Annotated in this window: 9 protein-coding genes, 1 other RNA gene and 4 pseudogenes; 5 read left to right on the top strand and 9 right to left on the bottom strand. The window is 64.9% G+C overall.

Translation table 11 applies throughout. The annotated features are described in order from the left end of the window. Positions 1 to 67: 67 nt before the first annotated feature. The 6 genes from XpopCFBP1817_RS10120 to XpopCFBP1817_RS22880 all read right to left on the bottom strand — a co-directional run bounded on the left by XpopCFBP1817_RS10120 (position 68) and on the right by XpopCFBP1817_RS22880 (position 5,668). Positions 68 to 436: a hypothetical protein gene (locus XpopCFBP1817_RS10120; protein WP_208619595.1), complete on the bottom strand. Its 369-nt coding sequence runs from the start codon at positions 434 to 436 to the stop codon at positions 68 to 70. Positions 437 to 709: 273 nt separating this feature from the next. After that, a complete protein-coding gene (dusA, locus tag XpopCFBP1817_RS10115) occupies positions 710 to 1,714 on the bottom strand; it encodes a tRNA dihydrouridine(20/20a) synthase DusA (RefSeq protein ID WP_128417037.1) in 1,005 nt (334 codons plus the stop codon). A gap of 224 nt (positions 1,715 to 1,938) precedes the next feature. Beyond that, positions 1,939 to 2,163 (bottom strand): hypothetical protein, encoded by a 225-nt coding sequence (locus XpopCFBP1817_RS10110; RefSeq protein ID WP_167393896.1) that lies wholly within the window; start codon positions 2,161 to 2,163, stop codon positions 1,939 to 1,941. A gap of 874 nt (positions 2,164 to 3,037) precedes the next feature. Beyond that, a complete protein-coding gene (locus XpopCFBP1817_RS10105) occupies positions 3,038 to 3,613 on the bottom strand; it encodes an ankyrin repeat domain-containing protein (protein ID WP_128417035.1) in 576 nt (191 codons plus the stop codon). Positions 3,614 to 3,672: 59 nt separating this feature from the next. Further along, complete coding sequence (katB, locus tag XpopCFBP1817_RS10100) at positions 3,673 to 5,178, bottom strand: catalase KatB (protein WP_208619594.1); 1,506 nt, start codon at positions 5,176 to 5,178, stop codon at positions 3,673 to 3,675. A 208-nt stretch (positions 5,179 to 5,386) separates the two neighbouring features. After that, positions 5,387 to 5,668, bottom strand: coding sequence for a hypothetical protein (locus XpopCFBP1817_RS22880; RefSeq protein WP_244171128.1), 282 nt, complete (start codon positions 5,666 to 5,668; stop codon positions 5,387 to 5,389). 322 nt (positions 5,669 to 5,990) lie between these two features. Here XpopCFBP1817_RS22880 and XpopCFBP1817_RS10090 point away from each other — a divergent pair, with 322 nt between their 5' ends. From XpopCFBP1817_RS10090 to XpopCFBP1817_RS22870, 4 genes and pseudogenes are all read left to right on the top strand, one after another. Further along, positions 5,991 to 14,654, top strand: a complete 8,664-nt coding sequence (locus XpopCFBP1817_RS10090; protein ID WP_128417033.1) for a GH36-type glycosyl hydrolase domain-containing protein — start codon at positions 5,991 to 5,993, stop codon at positions 14,652 to 14,654. After that, positions 14,651 to 14,872 carry a hypothetical protein gene (locus tag XpopCFBP1817_RS10085; protein WP_128417032.1) on the top strand — a complete coding sequence of 74 codons (222 nt, stop codon included), beginning with the start codon at positions 14,651 to 14,653 and terminating at the stop codon, positions 14,870 to 14,872. The genes XpopCFBP1817_RS10090 and XpopCFBP1817_RS10085 overlap by 4 nt, the downstream gene beginning before the upstream one ends. 359 nt (positions 14,873 to 15,231) lie before the next feature. Next, a pseudogene (locus tag XpopCFBP1817_RS22875) lies at positions 15,232 to 15,351 on the top strand (helix-turn-helix domain-containing protein); the annotation flags it as partial. Between the two features lie 292 nt (positions 15,352 to 15,643). Then, positions 15,644 to 15,949 (top strand): annotated as a pseudogene (locus XpopCFBP1817_RS22870) (LysR substrate-binding domain-containing protein); the annotation flags it as partial. Positions 15,950 to 16,309: 360 nt separating this feature from the next. Here XpopCFBP1817_RS22870 and XpopCFBP1817_RS22865 read toward each other — a convergent pair. Then, positions 16,310 to 16,393: pseudogene (locus XpopCFBP1817_RS22865) on the bottom strand (pirin family protein); the annotation flags it as partial. A gap of 792 nt (positions 16,394 to 17,185) precedes the next feature. On the opposite strand from XpopCFBP1817_RS22865, the gene XpopCFBP1817_RS10070 reads away from it, so the two are divergent. After that, entirely contained in the window at positions 17,186 to 17,530 is a 345-nt protein-coding gene (locus XpopCFBP1817_RS10070; protein ID WP_128417031.1) for a hypothetical protein, read from the top strand. A gap of 21 nt (positions 17,531 to 17,551) precedes the next feature. Here XpopCFBP1817_RS10070 and XpopCFBP1817_RS10065 read toward each other — a convergent pair. After that, a non-coding RNA gene (locus tag XpopCFBP1817_RS10065) (sX9 sRNA) lies at positions 17,552 to 17,628 on the bottom strand. A 157-nt stretch (positions 17,629 to 17,785) separates the two neighbouring features. Further along, a pseudogene (locus tag XpopCFBP1817_RS10060) lies at positions 17,786 to 17,984 on the bottom strand (IS3 family transposase); the annotation flags it as partial.

The following is a 17,984-nucleotide window of genomic DNA, read 5'->3' as shown; positions in this document are numbered from 1 at the left end:
TCTCCCTAGTAACGTTGTCGGCCGGTGGCCGGGGAATTTATAAGACTGAACACAGAACTATCCACGTTTACTGGTTATCGTCGCGTGGTGGCGCGTCTGGCGGCGCCGGGCTGCGTGGCGGCGTGGCCTGCGTTTGCCCGGAGTCGTACACGGTAATCACACGCCCGTCTTTCATGTACTTGATCCGGTTGAGGTTGCCACCGTCGAACGGCACACGCTCAGCACTGAGAATCTGTCCACCGGTAGACCGCTGCACTTGCCGAATAGTGTCCGACAACGTGCGCCCAGTGCCAGGCGCAGAAGGTGGCAACGACTCACGGCCGACATGCCCCATCGGGGAATACCCTTGGCCCCATGCCGACGGCGCTGCCATGGCGACCCAAAGGGCGACCAGGGCAACATAACTAGCGCGGCAGAACGGCTGGGTCACAAACAAATCCTAGCGGGTTGTTCAGGAACAAACAAATTCGTGAAACCGGCCATGCGTCACAGCTTGGTCGAGCCCGAGAATAGACCCAAATTGTTGATTTTGTGGGGTGAATCCGATCTGAACTTTTTATCTTCGTGTTAACGCGATTCAGTGAAATGAACATTTTTTGAAGCCGAAAGCCCTGCCCGCGATCACTTCCACGGTTGTGGCTGCTGCCTTGCGAGCTAACAGATGCGGCTGTCTAGCATTGGTTCAGGTGACGCAAGTTGAAGCTCACTTTCAGGCAACAACGCGCCAGGCGTGGGTGTCGGTACGTTGCAATGCCTGCTCCACCAGCTCCCATCCGGCGCAGGGGCGATGTGCGCCCTCGCTCAGCACCTGGCGGAATGCACGTCCGCCGGGCTGCCCATGGAATAGCCCCAGGACATGCCGGGTGATGTGCTTGAGCGCCAGCCCTTGTTCCAACTGGGCCTGGACATAGGGATGCAGCGCCCGCAGCAATGCCTCGCGCGATTGCTCCGGGCGCTGACGCAGCGCCGCATCCAGGCAATGCAGCAGGTAAGGGTCGTGGTAGGCCGCGCGGCCGAGCATGACGCCATCGGTGTGTTGAAGGTGCGCCAGCGCGGTGTCGATGGCAGCGATGCCGCCATTGAGCACCACCGGCATATCTGGCCGCTCCTGCTTGAGGCGATAGGCCCAGTCATAGCGCAGCGGCGGAACTTCGCGGTTTTCCTTGGGCGACAACCCCTTGAGCCACGCGTTGCGCGCGTGCACCACTACCATGGCCGCGCCGGCTGCGACGACCTGATCGATGAAGCTGGCGAACACCTGATAGTCGTCATCGTCGTCCACGCCCAGACGGCACTTGATCGTGACCGGCAGCGTGGTCGCCGCGCACATCGCGGCAACGCACTCGGCCACCAGCGCCGGTTCGCGCATCAGGCAGGCGCCAAAGCGCCCCGCCTGCACGCGATCGGACGGGCAGCCGCAATTAAGGTTGATTTCGTCATAGCCCCACTCCTGCGCGATCGCAGCAGCCTGCGCGAGCAGGGCCGGCTCGCTGCCGCCCAGTTGCAGGGCCAGCGGTTGTTCGACGGGATCGAAGCCGATCAGCCGCGTGCGATCCCCATGGACCACTGCATTGGCGTGCACCATCTCGGTATACAGCCGCGCAGACGGTGCCAGCAAGCGGTGCAAGACCCGGCAATGGCGGTCGGTCCAGTCCATCATCGGTGCGACGGACAGGCGCAAAGAGGCGGCGTAACGATCGGCGGAAGCGGTCATCGGCAAGTTGGCCGCAGTGAGCGGACATCTGAATGCGGAGCAGGATCAACAGCTTACACGGGCGCCGATGAATCTGCCGCAGCGCAACAAGCCATGCTGAGGCGCACTGGCGGCGTCCGCCCCTGTCGAGCGAACGCGCTAAATCACTTCAGCGGAAAGCGAGTGCAGTGCGCCCAGTGCCGGCGTAGGCGCTGTTGCGCCCTTCGCCTGGGGGCGAGCAACGCTTACCGGTTGCGGAAGCCGGCACGCTCTTCGGCGCTCAACGGCTTGCCGAGTGCGTGGTAGGAGGCGACCAGCGTGATCAAGGCAGTGCCCAGCACGGTGTAAAAGCTCCACGAGGTTGCAAGGACATGCACCTGGCCGAACACCAGCGCCACGACGGCGGTAGCGGTGCACAGCACCATGGCGAGCAGGGACATCAGAAAAGGGATGGAAGGATCGAGCTTCATGGTCCGGGGGTTCCAGTGTGCGATACCGTCAGCATCGGCGTTGCGAGCGCTTTCTTGAACTTTTTTCTGCGGTTTTTTCCAGCCAATTATAAGCAAGTCAGCGTGCGCTCAGATTTATGTCAACGCCTTGGCGCATAAGGGTTTCGATGTCAGAAAAACCCTGACGTGCCGGCAGAAAAATAATCACTACCGCCAGAGTTTCAATGCACACGCAGCAGAAAACCGGCGGCGGGGCTGAGGCTCTTCTTCGGTCGTGGAGAGGTCGATTTGGAACGCCTTGGCACGCCGACACTGGACCAACCGATCTACGGGCCTACGATGCAATGCGCGGGTGGCACGTTTGAGACGCGGGCGTTCCCGACGGCTAATCGCTGACGATCAGCGGAGAGCTTGTGCTGATGGTCGCTGGTGTGTACAGGCTGCTTGCGAAGCCGCGAAGCCGCGAAGCCGCGACGAAGCGACGAAGCGACGACGCGACGACGCGGTGCGCGCGGGTACCGACGCGGAGTGGTTCTATCAATGCGGATTGGTGGTGTCGAAGCTCAAGCCAGGGCAATGGCTGCGTACAGAACTCTGTAGCCACCGCTAAGCACTTGCCCAGGCTCCGCAGGAGAGTTCCACTGAAGATCGCCGTAGGCCGGGCGTGAACAGAACTCAGGCAGGACTTGGCGGCGAGGGGGCTCAACTGAGCGCAATGGGGCCGCAGCAGCGGCAGCGGACCTGGGCGCTGGCTGTGCCACACGCAGCAAGCGTACGATCGTCACCGATGTCGCCGGCACCAGAAAGCGCTGCAGACGGTGTGGCCAGACGTGATGTAAGCGGTGCAACACACACGCCAGGCATGCCGGAACGTGCCTTGGCATCACCGACGCAATCAGCGCACCGGCGCAGTAGCAAACTCGCCGCGTTGCAGCTTGGTCACATCGTTGCCCTGACCGTCCTTGAGGCTGAGGTCTGCGCCCTTGGCGGCCAGATCCTTGATGACATCGGTGCGTTGGAACAGCGCCGCATACATGGCCGCGGTCTGGCCGGCATTGTTGCGCTGATCCGGGGTGCAGTCGGCCTGCATCAGCCGCTTGGCGATGCCCAGCTCACCCTTGAAGATCGCGCCCATCAGCGCGGTGTTGCCGCGCTTGTCCTGCGCGCAGGGGTCGGCGCCGGCAGTGAGCAACTGTTCCACCGCAGGCCGCTGGCCGTGATAAGCGGCCAGGATCAAGGCGGTGTAGCCCTTCTCATCGCGGGTATTGAGGTCGTAGTGCGAACGGATGAACTCGGCCAGCATGTCCTGCCGACCTTCGCGTGCCGCGTCGAAAAAATAGTCGCGCAATTGCAGCTTGATCTGCGCGGGGTTGGCTGCTGCATTACCGGCACTGGTGGATACAGGCGCGGGTGAGGCAGCGTTGGCAACCGCAGACGCGGCGGCAAGCATCAGAAATAGCACGGTGCGCATGTGGTTCTCCCGATAGCGAGAACGGCACCGCGGCACAGGCCGCAATGCCGTCGGGTGGATCAGTCCTGCAGGCTGGAGGCCAGCTGCTGGACGCGGGCCAGGTCGCCCTTGGCGACACGGGTCACGCCGGTGCCGTACTCGGGGTCGGCCTTGTACAGGAACGACAACAGGATGTGCTTGCTCTCGGTGTCGGTGGTGGCCAGCGACTCACCGAAACTTTGCACCAGATCGGCCCGATCCTTCTTGCTGTAGGACCGATACAGCTCACCTGCCTGCTTGAAGTTCTGCTCGCGGGTGATCTTGGCCTGCTGCGTGGTGCCCGACAACGGCAACTCGCTATAACGCGCGGCGGTGTCCTGCGGACGCGGCTCCAGGCGGCTCGGCTCGTAATTCACGCCGCTGGTGGTGTGCCCGGTATTGGCCTCGCCATCCTGGTTGCCGTTATTGACGGCCACACGCGGACGGTTGACCGGCAGGCTCAGGCCGTTGGTACCGATGCGATACAGCTGGGTGTCGGCGCAGGAAAAAATGCGACCCTGCAGCAAGCGGTCTTCCGACGGCTCGATACCCGGCACCAGATTGGCCGGCGCCATCGCGACCTGCTCGGTCTCCTGGAAGAAGTTGTCCACGTTCTTGTTCAACACCAGCTGCCCGACCTTCTGCTCCGGCACATCCGGCCAGATCTTGGTGGCATCCAGCGGATCGAAATCGAACTTGGCCAAGTCTTCCGGCTTGAGCACCTGCACGTACAGGTCCCACTTCGGGTAGTCGCCCTTCTTGATCGCGCCGACCAGATCGTTGGTCAGGTGGCTGTAGTCCTTGGACTGGACTGCGGCAACCTGCTTGGGATCGAGGTTCTTGATGCCCTGCAGCGTCTTCCAATGGAACTTGACGTAATGCACTTGGCCCTGCGCGTTGACCAGCTTGTAGGCATGCACGCCGTTGCCGTCCATGAAGCGATAGCCGGCGGGGGTGCCTTCGTTGGAATACAGCAGTGTCAGCGTGCGGGTGGCTTCCGGCACGTGCGAGAAGAAATCGAAGCGACGCGAATCGTCGTCCAGGTTGGTGCGCGGGTCCGGCTTGAACGCGTGGACCATGTCGGGGAACTTGATCGCATCGCGGATGAAAAAGGTCGGGAAGTTGTTGCCGACCAGATCCCAGTTGCCTTCGCTTGTGTAGAACTTGGTGGCGAAACCATGCGGGTCGCGCAGCGTTTCCGGCGAGTGGTTGCCGTGCACCACCGAGGAGAAGCGCACGAATACCGGGGTCTTTTCGCCGGCGCTGAACACCTTGGCCTTGGTCAGGCTGGACAGATCGGCAGTGGCAATGAATTCGCCTTTGACGCCGGTACCGCGGGCATGCACCACGCGCTCGGGAATGCGCTCGCGATCGAAGCGTTGCAGCTTCTGGATCAGCTGCACGTCCTGCAGCAGGACCGGGCCGGTCGGGCCGGCAGTCTGCGAATTCTGGTTGTCACCGACCCTGGCGCCATTGTCGCGGGTCAGAGCGGATTGGGCGAAGACCGGCGGAGCGATCAACGTTGGGGCTAGCAGGGCTAGCACCATGAGGGATCCAGGGCGCATGGCATCAGCTCGTTTGAGGGAACTGAATCATGGCCAGCAGACCGATAGGTGAGAAGTCATTAGTTCTGATCGCAGCCATAGGCGAACATGATGATGGCTGCGTAGCGAGGTAGGTATCGCACTGCGAAGCGGCGACCCGTTGCAGATCATGCGCTTGTAATCCGCATCGCTGGCGGAAACTGTGAGACGGCTAGAAATGAATCTGGGGAGGAGCCAGCGAGAGGTTATCTGGGCCTCGAGACCGATGCTGGCTTTCTGCGGCGCGCGCGTCAGCGGAGCGCAGATCGCCGAGAGTTCCGGTGAGGGTGCGCTCATCACCCGGCGTAACCATGCAGCCCTTCAGGTGGCCGCGCTCGCACTGCATCTTCGCTGAGTGGCGCAGCGCAAGCTCTACCGCCTGTTTTGGACCGAGCGCTGCATGGAAGCTGGGCGCGGTGATGCCGCAGCCGATCGCAGCCTTGAGCTGGCTCAACAATGTGGATTCGTAGCCCTGTTACCAGAACAGGCGAAAGGTTGTTGCATGGAACAGCGCTGCGCCGGCTGCTTCGATCCAGAGACCACCGTCGTCGACTGCAGATACACAACCGGCTGTTGCAACAAGTGGATGCACCACCACGCATGCAGCCTCCATCGCCGCGACCATGCGCGAGCCACGCACATGCACACCCTCACCATGCACCGCATAGCAGTCACGCGCTGCTGCGCGTCCGGCGTGCTGCCTTCACATGCCCCGCAGACTAAGCGCGCATGATCACATCTTTTAGCGGCTTCTATGCTGCAAAGGTTATGTCTCCATGCCACCACAGCGCAAGGCTTCTGCGTTCTCTCTCTGGTGGCAGTCGATTACCCAACCAGCAGCAATCCTGCAGCATCCTCCGGTGCGGGATGCAGTGCCCGAAGGCGCCGCCTTATTTGGCGACGAGCAGATGGAGGCGCTGGGACTCAGCTTGGCGCAGGCGCATGTGCTCTACACCGGGCCAAACCGCGAGCTGCTGTTGTCGCAACTCAAATTCAACGAGCGCTCGCTCGGCACGGCGGCATCGAAACTGACCGACATGTCGGCCGATGGCTTGCGCCTGCATCCGGCCGGCGAATGGTTACTGGACAACTATTATCTGGTGGAAGAACAGATGCGCCTGGCGCGTCAGCATCTTCCACCCGGTTATAGCCGGCAATTGCCACGCTTGCGCACGCCAACGTCGGTTGGCCTGCCGCGTGTCTACGAGCTGGGCCTGCAGGTGGTGGCGCATGGCGACGGGCGCGTGGATGCGATCACGCTGAGCCGTTTCATCGCCGCCTATCAGCAAGTGGCGCCGCTCAAACTCGGCGAATTGTGGGCGATTCCGATCATGTTGCGGCTGGCGCTGATCGACAATCTGCGCCGCATTGCCGAGCACATCATGCACGACGGCCGTGACACCCGCCTGGCGGCGCAGTGGGCCGCGTTGCTCAACGCCACGGCCGCGGCGCAGCCCAAGGATGTGGTGCTGCTGGTGGCCGATATGGCGCGCTCGCAGCCGCCGGCCACCGGCGCGTTCGTGGCCGAGCTGACGCGCGGCATCCAGGGCCGCGGGCCGGTGTTGTCGATGGCCAGCGCCTGGGTGGAGCAATGGCTGGCAAGCGAGGGCCACAGTGTGGAAGGCCTGGTGCACGCCGAGAGCCAACGCCAGGCGGCCGAGCAGGTGGCGATCAGCAACAGCATCGGCAGCCTGCGGTTTCTGGATGAAATGGATTGGCGCGACTTCGTCGAGGCCATGAGCGTGGTCGAGCAGACCTTGCGCAAGGATCCGGCCGACGTTTACGCACGCATGGATTTCCACACCCGCGATACCTACCGGCATGTGGTGGAACATCTGGCGCAGCGCCTGGATCGCGACGAGCCGGCAGTTGCCGAACGCGTCCTGCAATTAGCCGCGCAGCCGGGCTCCGATTCACCGGTGGCCACCCACGTGGGCTATTACCTGGTGGATGCGGGATTGCCGCTGCTGCGTGCCGCGCTGCGCGACCCAGCCGCGCCCGGCACACCGAAACCACCGCGCCCACGCGCGCGACGCGTTGCGCTGCCGGTGTATCTGCTGCCCATCGCTGTGATCTCCGTGTTGTGGAGCGGCGTGTTGCTGCAGGGCGTGAGCGCCCTGCCACCGGTGCTTTGGTGGATTACCGCCGGCATCGCGCTGCTGGCCGCCAGCGAGCTGGGCATTGCCCTGGTCAACTGGGTGGCAACGCTATGGGTACGCCCGCATCTGTTGCCGCGCATGGACCTGCGTGCCGGCATTACTCCAGATTGCCGCACGCTGGTGGTGATGCCGAGCATGCTGGCCAGCACCGAGGCCATCGATGAGCTGGCCAGCGCGTTGGAGGTGCATTACCTGGCCAACCGCGACGCGCAGCTGTATTTCGCGCTGCTCACCGACTTTCTCGATGCCGCGCAGGCGCTGTTGCCTGCGGACATGGCGCTGGTGGCACATGCGGCGCAACACATCGACCGGCTGAACACGGCTTATGCCGACGCGCACGGCGATCGTTTCTTCCTGCTGCACCGCGCACGCCAGTGGAACGCGGGCGAAGGCTGCTGGATGGGCGCAGAGCGCAAGCGCGGCAAGCTGGAAGCGCTCAACCGTCTGTTGCGCGCGGGCGATGCGCCGCTGCATGCAGCCAACGAATTCCTGCAGGTGCAAGGCGATGTCGCCGCGCTGGTGCAGGTGCGTTATGTGATCACGCTGGATAGCGACACCCACCTGCCGCGCGATGCCGCGCGCGCGCTGGTCGGGGCGATGTCGCATCCGTTGAATGGGCCGCGCATGGATGCGGCCGGGCAACTCGTCGAGGCCGGTTACGGCATTCTGCAGCCCGGCCTGGGCACCGGCATGAGCGAAGGCGGCGAATCGCGGTTTGCGCGCATGTTCGGCAGCGAGCCGGGCATCGACCCATACACCCGCGTGGTGTCGGATGTGTATCAGGATCTGTTCGGCGAAGGCTCCTTCATCGGCAAGGGTATCTATGCGGTGGCCACCTTCGAGCAGGTGCTGGCCGGCCGCTTCCCCGACAACCGTGTGCTCAGCCATGACCTGCTGGAAGGCTGCTATGTACGCGCCGGTTTGCTCAGCGATGTGCGCCTGTACGAACGGCATCCGCAACGCTATGCCACCGATGCCAAGCGCCGCGCGCGTTGGGTGCGTGGCGATTGGCAGCTATTGCCGTGGCTGCTGCCGTGGGTGCCCGACCGTGGTGGCCAGCGCGCGCGCAACCCGTTGTCGTGGCTGTCGCGCGGCAAGCTGCTGGACAACCTGCGCCGCAGCCTGGTGGCACCGGCCGCTCTGAGTTTGCTGCTGATCGGCTGGCTGTGTTCGCCCACGCCAGTACGCTGGACGCTGTGGCTGCTGGTGCTATGGGTGCTGCCGGGGCTGTGTGCGGCGGTGTATGCGCTGGCGCACCCGCCTGAAGGTCTGGGGCTGCGTCATCACGCGCGCCAGGTCGGGGTGGGCCTGCGTCAGTACCTGCTGCGTAGCGGCGTGGTGCTGGCCTGCCTGCCATTCGAAGCGGGGCTGCAGCTGGCCGCTATCGCCCGCACGCTGGTGCGGATGTCGATCACCCACCGCCATCTGCTGCAGTGGGCGCCGTCCAGCGAAGTGGAACGCAGCGCGCGTAGCGGCAATGCCGAACAACAGCTGATGGCCGGCGCCGCCTGCAGTGCGGCGCTGGTGGTCGCGGCGGTGGCGTGGTGGTCGCCGTTGGCGGTGTGGGCCGCGCTGCCGTTGGGGCTGGCTTGGATGGCCGCGCCGTGGCTGATGGCCTGGTTGGGCGAGCAGCCCGCCGCCCCGGTGGCGCAGTTGTCGCAGGAGCAGCGCGATTTCCTCGGCGGATTGGCGCGGCGCACCTGGGCGTTTTTCGAAAGCCATTGCACCGCCCAGCATCACTGGGTGCCACCGGACAACGTGCAGGAATACCCGGTTACGGTGGTGGCCACCCGCACCTCGCCGACCAACATCGGGCTGGGCCTGCTGGCCAATCTGGCTGCCTACGATCTGGGCTATCTGACAGTGGCCGGCGTGATGAGCCGCGTGGCCGATACGCTGACCACGCTGGAAGCGCTGCTGCGGTATCGCGGCCATTTCTACAACTGGTACGACACCGAAACGCTGGTGCCGCTGTTGCCGCGTTACGTCTCCACCGTCGACAGCGGCAACCTTGCCGGGCATCTGCTGACGCTGCGGCAAGGCCTGCTGGCACTGGTGGATGCGCCGGCGGTCTCGATGGCGGTGTTCGATGGCCTGGCCGACACCTTGGGCGTGCTGGCCCTACAAACGCAGCCGCGCAGCGTTGCCGCCACCGGCGCATTGAGCGCGATGTCGCAGACCTTGCAGAGCATCCGCAGCCAGCCCGCGCCAAGCCTGCAACAGGCCGACGAAGCGCTGCGCCTGCTATTGGCGCAAAGCCAGTTGATCCTGGCCTCGATGCCGGGCAATCCCGAGGACGAAGAACCGTGGCCGCAGCGCCTGGTGAGCAGTTGCAAGGCGGCGTTGGCCGAGTTGGGCCATTGCACAGCGGCGTTTGCCAGCACCGATCTGCACGCGGCAGACGATGCCGGCGATACGGTCGCCACGCTGCGGCAGCTCGCCAACAGCAGCCACACACCGCGTGTGCAGACCTGGGCCGCCAAACGCGTGCAGGAGCTGCAACGGCTTGCGCATATCGCCTGGCAACTGGCGCAAATGGACTACGATTTCCTCTACAGCCCCGCCCACCAATTTCTGTCAATCGGCTACAACGTCGACGACCATCGCCCGGATAGCGGCCATTACGATCTGCTCGCTTCCGAGGCACGCCAGGGCATCTTCGTGGCGATCGCCCAGGGCAAGCTGCCGCAGGAGAGCTGGTTCGCGCTGGGGCGCACGCTCACCGACACCGGTGCCGAGCCGACGCTGCTGTCGTGGAGCGGCTCGATGTTCGAGTACCTGATGCCCGACCTGGTGATGCCCAGTTACCCGCAGACGCTGCTGAGCCGCTCGATGCGCGGTGCGGTGCAGGCGCAGATCCGTTATGGCGCCACGCGCGATGTGCCGTGGGGGGTGTCCGAATCGGGCTACAACACGGTCGATACGCGGCGCAATTATCAATACCGCGCGTTCGGTGTGCCTGGGCTCGGGCTCAAGCGCGGCTTGGGCCAGGATCTGGTGATCGCCCCGTATGCCAGCGCGATGGCGCTGATGGTCGAACCGGACGCGGCCTGCCGCAATCTGCAGCAGCTGCAGGCACTGGGATTCAGCGGCCGCTTCGGCCTGTACGAGGCGATCGACTACACCCCCTCGCGGGTGCCGCGTGGCGAACAGCACGCCTTGGTGCGCTCGTTCATGTCGCATCACCAGGGCATGGCACTGCTGGCGCTGGACCACGTGTTGCGCGATGCGCCGATGCAAAAGCGCTTCGTGGCCGACCCGCAATTCCAGGCCACGCTGTTGCTGTTGCAGGAACGTGCACCGCGTGCCGGCGTGTACGTCAAAGGTCTGGCCGAAGCAGCCGAACGCCCGGTTCCCACCGAGGCGCGCATGGCCTTGCGCATCCATCGCGACCCCAATCTGCCGCAGCCGGCGTTGCAACTGCTCTCCAACGGGCGTTACCACGGCATGCTGACCTCGGCCGGCGGTGGCTACAGCCGCGCGCGCGACATGGCGGTGACCCGCTGGCGCGAAGACGGCACCCGCGATCACTGGGGCACGTTCTGCTATCTGCGCGATGTGGACAGCGGCGCGGTGTGGTCGGCCGCGCATCAACCGACCTGCGTTCCGGTGGAGCGGTACGAAGCGATTTTTTCCGATGCCAAGGCCGAGTTCAAGGGCAGCCACCAGCGTTACGACAGCCATCTGGAAATCGCCATTTCCGCCGAAGACGATGTGGAGCTGCGCCGGCTGCGCATCCGTAACCGTTCGCGGCAGACGCGCGTGATCGAAATCACTACCTACGCCGAAGTGGTGCTGGCGCCGGCGCAGGCCGACGAGGCGCATCCGGCTTTCAGCAATCTGTTCGTGCAGACCGAGATCCTGGCCGACAAACAGGCGCTGCTGTGCACACGGCGCCCGCGCGGGCACGACGAGGCGCAACCGTGGATGCTGCATCTGGTGGCCGTGCACGATGCCGATGTGGCGACGATCTCCTACGAAACCGACCGCGCTGCGTTTGTCGGGCGCGGGCGCAGCACCCGCAATCCGCTTGCCTTGCGCGATCACGCCAGCTTGTCCGGCGCGGCCGGTTCGGTGCTGGACCCGATCGTGGCGATCCGCTGCCGCATCTCGCTGGCGCCGGATCAACAAGCGCAGGTCGACATGGTCTACGGCGTGGGCACCCAACGCGAGGCTTGCACCACGTTGATCGACAAGTACCGCGACCGCCGTCTGGCCGATCGCGTGTTCGATCTGGCGCTGACCCAGAGCCAGGTCACGCGCCGGCAGATCAATGCCTCGCTGGAAGACGCGATGCTTTACGAGCGGCTGGCCGCACGCGTGCTGTTCGTCGACCCGCAACTGCGCGCCGACAACGAGGTGCTGCTGCACAACCATCGCGGCCAGTCTGCGCTGTGGAGTCATGCCATCTCCGGCGATCTGCCGATCGTGCTGCTGCGCATCACCGACCCGGACAATCTGGACCTGGTGCGCCAGCTGGTGCAGGCGCATGCGTACTGGCGCCTGAAAGGCCTGCGTGCGGATCTGGTGATCTGGAACGAAAGCCAGGCCGGGTATCGCCAGCAATTGCAGGACGCCATTCTGGGTTTGATCACCGCCGACCCCGAAGCCAATGTGCTCGAACGCCCAGGCGGCATCTTCGTGCGCGCCATCGAGCACATTTCGCAGGAAGACCGCGTCCTGCTGCAGACCGTGGCACGCGCGATCCTGAGCGATGCCAACGGCACCCTGGACGCGCAGCTACAGCGTCATCCCAGCGCGCGTGCGCAGCCGCCGTTGCTGGAGCCAATCCAGCAACTGGATAGCGACGATGAGTTGGCCAGCACGCATGCCGCGTACCTGGACAACACCCTGCAGGCTGCCGCGGAAGAACCGATGCTGTTCGACAACGGCCTGGGCGCATTTGCCGCCGACGGCCGCGAATACCGCATCACCCTGGACGAAGGCACCGCCACACCGGCGCCATGGTGCAACGTGATGGCCAACGCGCAGTTCGGCAGCGTGGTCAGCGACAGCAGCCCCGGCTACAGCTGGGCCGAGAACGCGCACGAATTCCGGCTCACGCCGTGGCATAACGACCCGGTCAGCGATGCCTCCAGCGAAGCGTTCTACCTGCGCGACGAAGACACCGGCCAGGTGTGGTCGCCGATGGCGCTGCCTTGCCGCGGCAGCGGCCGCTACACGGTGCGCCACGGCTTCGGCTACAGCGTCTACAGCCATATCGAACACGGCATCGGCAGCGAGCTTTGGGTGTTCGTCGATGTGGAGCGGCCGATCAAGTTCAGCCATCTACGGCTGAAGAATCTGTCCGGACGCCCGCGCCGGCTCAGCGTCACCGGGTATGTGGAATGGGTGCTGGGCGATATCCGCACGCGCTCGCAGCTGCATGTGGTCAGCGAGATGGACCTGGGCAGCGGCGTGCTGACTGCGCGCAACCCGTACAACACCGAATTCGACGGGCGTGTGGCGTTCTTCGATGCCGATGCATCCAGCCGCAGCATCACCGCCGACCGCAGCGAATTTATCGGGCGCAATGGCAGCCTGGCCGCACCTGCCGCGCTCGCCCGGCAGCGTTTGTCCGGGCGCGTGGGTGCCGGCCTGGACCCGTGCGCGGCGATCCAGATCCCGGTGAAGCTGGCGGCCGAACAGAGCTTTGAAACAGTGTTCCGCCTGGGCGCAGCCGTTGATCGCGACACCGCGCTGACGCTGGCACGCCAGAGCCGTGGCGTGGCGACAGCGCAGACCGCCTTGCTGGCGGTGCGCGCGCAGTGGCAGCAGATGCTGGGCACCGTGCAGGTGACCACGCCCGACCCCGCGGTGGACTTGCTGGCCAATGGCTGGTTGCTCTACCAGACCATCGCCTGCCGGTTCCTGGCGCGCAGCGGCTATTACCAGTCCGGTGGCGCGTACGGCTTCCGCGACCAGCTGCAGGACAGCATGGCGATGGTGCACGCGCAGCCGGCGCTGACCCGCGCGCATCTGCTGCGCTGCGCCGCGCATCAGTTCGTGCAGGGCGATGTGCAGCATTGGTGGCACCCGCCGCAAGACCGCGGCGTGCGCACGCAGTGCTCGGACGATTTTTTGTGGTTGCCGCAGGCGCTGTGTCGCTATCTGGACACCACCGCCGATACCAGCGTGCTGGACGAACGCGTGGGCTTCATCGATGGGCGCGAACTCAAGCACGACGAGGAATCGTATTACGACCTGCCACAGCTCACCGGCAACGTGCAGTCGCTGTACGCGCATGCGGTGCTTGCCTTGCAACGCGGCATGGCGCGGCTGGGCGAACGCGGCCTGCCGCTGATCGGTAGCGGCGACTGGAACGATGGCATGAACCGGGTCGGTAAGGACGGCAAGGGCGAGAGCGTGTGGCTGGGCTTTTTCCTGTACGACACGCTGCTGCGGTTCGCAGACGTGGCCGTGCAGCGCGACGATGCACCCTTCGCCACACTCTGCCGCACGCATGCGCAGGCTTTGCGCACCGCGCTGGAACAGCATGCCTGGGATGGCCGGTGGTACCGGCGTGCCTGGTTCGATGACGGCACACCGCTGGGGTCTAGCGACTCGGACGAATGCCGCATCGATTCGTTGTCGCAGAGTTGGGCGGTGCTGTCCGGTGCGATGGACCCGGCGCGCAGCGCACAGGCGATGGAAGCGATGCGCCAGCAACTGGTCGATACCGAGACCGGCATCGTCAAGCTGCTGGTACCGCCGTTCGACTGCACCGAACACGACCCCGGCTACATCCGTGGCTACGTCCCCGGCGTGCGCGAAAACGGCGGCCAGTACACGCATGCCGCAGTGTGGGCGACGATGGCCTTCGCGCATCTGGGCGACAGCGCGCGGGCCTGGCAACTGGCCGGCATGATCAACCCGATCCACCACGCCCGCGATGCGGCGGGCGTGCAGCGCTACAGGGCCGAACCCTATGTGCTGGCCGCCGACGTCTACGCGGTGGCGCCGCACGCCGGCCGCGGCGGCTGGAGCTGGTACACCGGCTCGGCCGGCTGGATGTACCGGCTGCTGACCGAATCGCTGCTTGGCCTGCAACGCCATGGCGAGCGCATGCATATCGTGCCGTGCATCCCGGCCAGCTGGCCGGGCTACCAGCTGCGCTATCGCTTCGGAAGCAGCACCTATGTCATTGACGTGACCCAGCGCCCCGGTGTCCAAGCACGGCTGGAAATCGATGGGGTGATGCAAGCCGTGCTTGCTTTCACTCTGATCGACGACGGCGCGGTTCACGCTGTGGCTCTGGACTGGCCTGGAGACGCGACATGAGCACACGCAGACGTACCCACACCAGTCACCAGCTCTCCGACCTGGGCAAGATGTTGTCGGTGTGGCCGCAGCGGGTGCGCGACCCCAGCCAGTTCTGGCAGCAGTTCGATGCCTTGGCCAAAGGCATTCTCGATGATGCGGCCGAGTCGGATCTGCAGCGGGTGCAGCGTCGCTTGCGACAGCTGTTGAACCGTTATGGGCTGACGCGCACGCAATAAGCGCACCGGCAATCTCCACTGCGTCGTCGCAGTCTGGTAAACAGGCTTGTGGGATGGGTGGGCAAGGGCCCCGCAGCGAAGCCGCAGATCAGCCGCTCTAAAACCGACGCACTCGCAGCGTTAAATCACCTACCAAGGCGACCGAGAGCTTCAGCGCAGTGTGGATGGGTGAGCCGATTCAGCCCTGTCGATGGCGGTTTGCGCACACCTCAGGCGCAGCCGCACGTGTGCAGGAACGCGTCGCGTCACGCGCCGTGCCGCCGGTGCACCTGATCCGCCGCAAGCGGTACTCGACGCCGCCGCGATCGACTGCGCGCAGCCAGCACGCTTAGGCTCGGCGTTTCCACGCGTCAAGACCGATGGTGATCGATCTCAATGCCATCGCGCTGTACGTGCAGGTTGTACGCAGCGGCAGCTTTGCTGAAGCTGCGTGCCGGCTCGGTACCGCGCCCAACAGCGTGAGCAGGCGCGTGCAGCAGTTGGAAGCGCAACTGGACAAGCGCTTGATGCAGCGCTTCACCTGCAAGCTCACCCTCACCCTCACCCTCACCCTCACCGACGCCGACGCCGACGCCGACGCCGGGCACGCCTTTTACGAACGTTGCGCCGATGCAGTGGACAGGTTGACGTCGGCCGGGCAGAGCCTGGTGGCCGCTGGCGACGAAGCCGCCGGTCTGGTACGCGTGGCGGCGCCAGCGGATTTCCGGATTTTTTCGGGTCCAATGGGGTGGCGAATTTCTCGCCGCGCATCCGCGCGTTCGCCTGGAATTCGTGCTCAGCGACGCCAAGGCCGAACGGATCGCCGAGCGTATCGATGTGGCCTTTCGTGGCGGTATGTTGCCGGACCTGGGCTATGTCGGCCGCCAGATCCTGGCCGACAACAGCGACCTGCTGGTCGCCAGCCCCGCCCATCTGCAGGCACGCGGCAGGCCGCTGCGGTTGGACGAATTGCCGCAGCACGACTGCATCGGCTTCCCGCATCCCAGCGGGCACACAACCTGGACGTTGATCGGCCGCTCCGGGCTTGCCGAACAAGTGAAGCTGCAGACGCGCCTGGCCGCCACCACCGCGCGCGCCTTGCGCGTGGCGACCCTCGCCGGGCTCGGCATTGCGTTGTTGCCGCAGGCACTCACGCACCCGCCCGGAGATCGAACAGGGCCGCCTGAGCGTGGTGCTGCCGGATTCCAACGCAAGCGACAGGGCCTGCACGCGCGTTACGCGAGCCGACGGCATGTCGGCCGGCGCAGGGATCTTGTTTTCCAGCGCGCCGTAGCGCCCCATCAGGACCCGCACCGGGCCGGCCATCGGCACAGCGTCAGGCGACAGATACAGACTCTGCGGCGGGGCGTTCTCTTCTGCTGCGGGCAGTGCGACCCGCAGCTGGACGCGCTTGGCCGAGGCCTGACCCACCGGCCTGCCGTTGTGCCAGACGCCGTTGCCGGTATGCATGCACTCCACCGCGCCGGTCGGCAGGATGCCCTGTTCACCGGTGGAATCCCCGTAGCCCAGCTGGCCACGCATCAGCTAGGTGAGCGTGGCAATGCCCGAGGGCGGATGCATGCCAATCGGCGCGCCGCCACGGACGGTTTGACGGTGAACATGTCCAGGAACACGAACTGCTTGAGCAACTGGCCCAGGCCGCCCGGCTCATCTGCCGGGTGATCGGGCCGCAGGTGGTGCCGCGGGTGCGAACACCACCGGGCGCGGCGGGGTCACGTCCTGTACGCTCGGCGCGCGCTGCGGCTGTTGGTCGGCGTAGACGCTGGCCAGTTCTGCGTTCATGACAGATCCCTTCGCGGCGTTGGTGGAGCAAGCTGCCCCGGTGATGAAAAGATGTAGAGAGGCGCCTATTGATCGACTAGCCGGAAGATTTGTCGTGAAGTCGTCCAGAAATTGAAGTGATCCAGGAGTGGCATGCGGCGGCGCCCATGTCACCCGCAATGCGTCCTGTCGCTGCAGGTGGGCGGGATCTGTGCCGAGGTCCTGCACGGAAGCGTCGCTTGCGATGGACCAGTACGGGCTCTGAATTCGTACGGGGCCCTATGCCATTGCGTTACAGACCAAGTCCTGCCTGCACCAGAATCGATTGGAGCCGATATTGCCAAGCCCCTCACGATGCCATCGCCGCGCCGATGCGATGCAGTGGTGTCGCTTACCGGAAACGTGTTGCCGCGGTCGGCATACCGCGCGTAGCTGCTTGCACAAGATAATGTAGGGCTGCAGGGCCTAACGCTGTATCCGGCAGCCGGCCTTCATGCCACACCAACAACACGTCCTTCACGCTTGCGCCATTCTTCACGCTGGAGATCCACAATGATCCGCACCCTCGCTCCGCTCGCCGCCGTGTTGTTGCTCTCGGCCTGTGCCTCCAACCAGATTGCGCAGGTGCAGCCCATCGACGGCGTCATCTCCGGCCAGTGCCATATCTACAAGGTGCGCGGCGCGGTCGGCCTGGCCGCCGCCGCGCAGACCATCGAACGTGCGCGCGTGGACAGCGACAGCCTGCAGGTCAGGGTGCGTCGCGGCGAACGCAGCACCGGCGGCACCACCGCCAGCGGCCTGGCAGACCCGGCCCAGGGCGCCAGCGAAAGCGGTGGTGATCACCTCACCGTCGAGACCGGCCCGAACAACAACATCACTGCAATCTACTGCGGCTGAGGGTTGTCGTTGGCATAGAGCGGCTGACAAAACGGAGCAAGCGGTCGTCGGTTGGGGTGCGGACGGCGCGGAAAAACCGCAGGGTACGACTGGTACATGCTGATTCCGAGCACCCGCCGCGCACGCCTGGCGGTGAGCGCAGTGGTGGTGTTATTGCCGTATCTTGTTAGATGCAGCCACGCCTGTCCCACTTCTGGACCCTGCTCGTACGCTGTAGGCATTCTGGTTCGGCTTGCCAGGTTGGAGCAGCCGTCACTGCACGTCACGGGCATGCGCCCAGACCATGGTCTTGCCGCACACCTCCTTGCCGTTGTCATTGCGGATCACTTGCGGCAACCCACGTCTGATGGCAAGCCGGTCGAGTACGCGCGTCACCCCGTCGCCAGAGAATCACGCGCTCCACGTCGATGGCGAGCGCTTCGTGTGGTGCATCATCCACGATCACCAGGCACTT

It is taken from the genome of Xanthomonas populi (assembly GCF_002940065.1).
Lineage (GTDB): Bacteria > Pseudomonadota > Gammaproteobacteria > Xanthomonadales > Xanthomonadaceae > Xanthomonas > Xanthomonas populi.
This window is presented reverse-complemented; position numbering and strand designations above follow the sequence as displayed.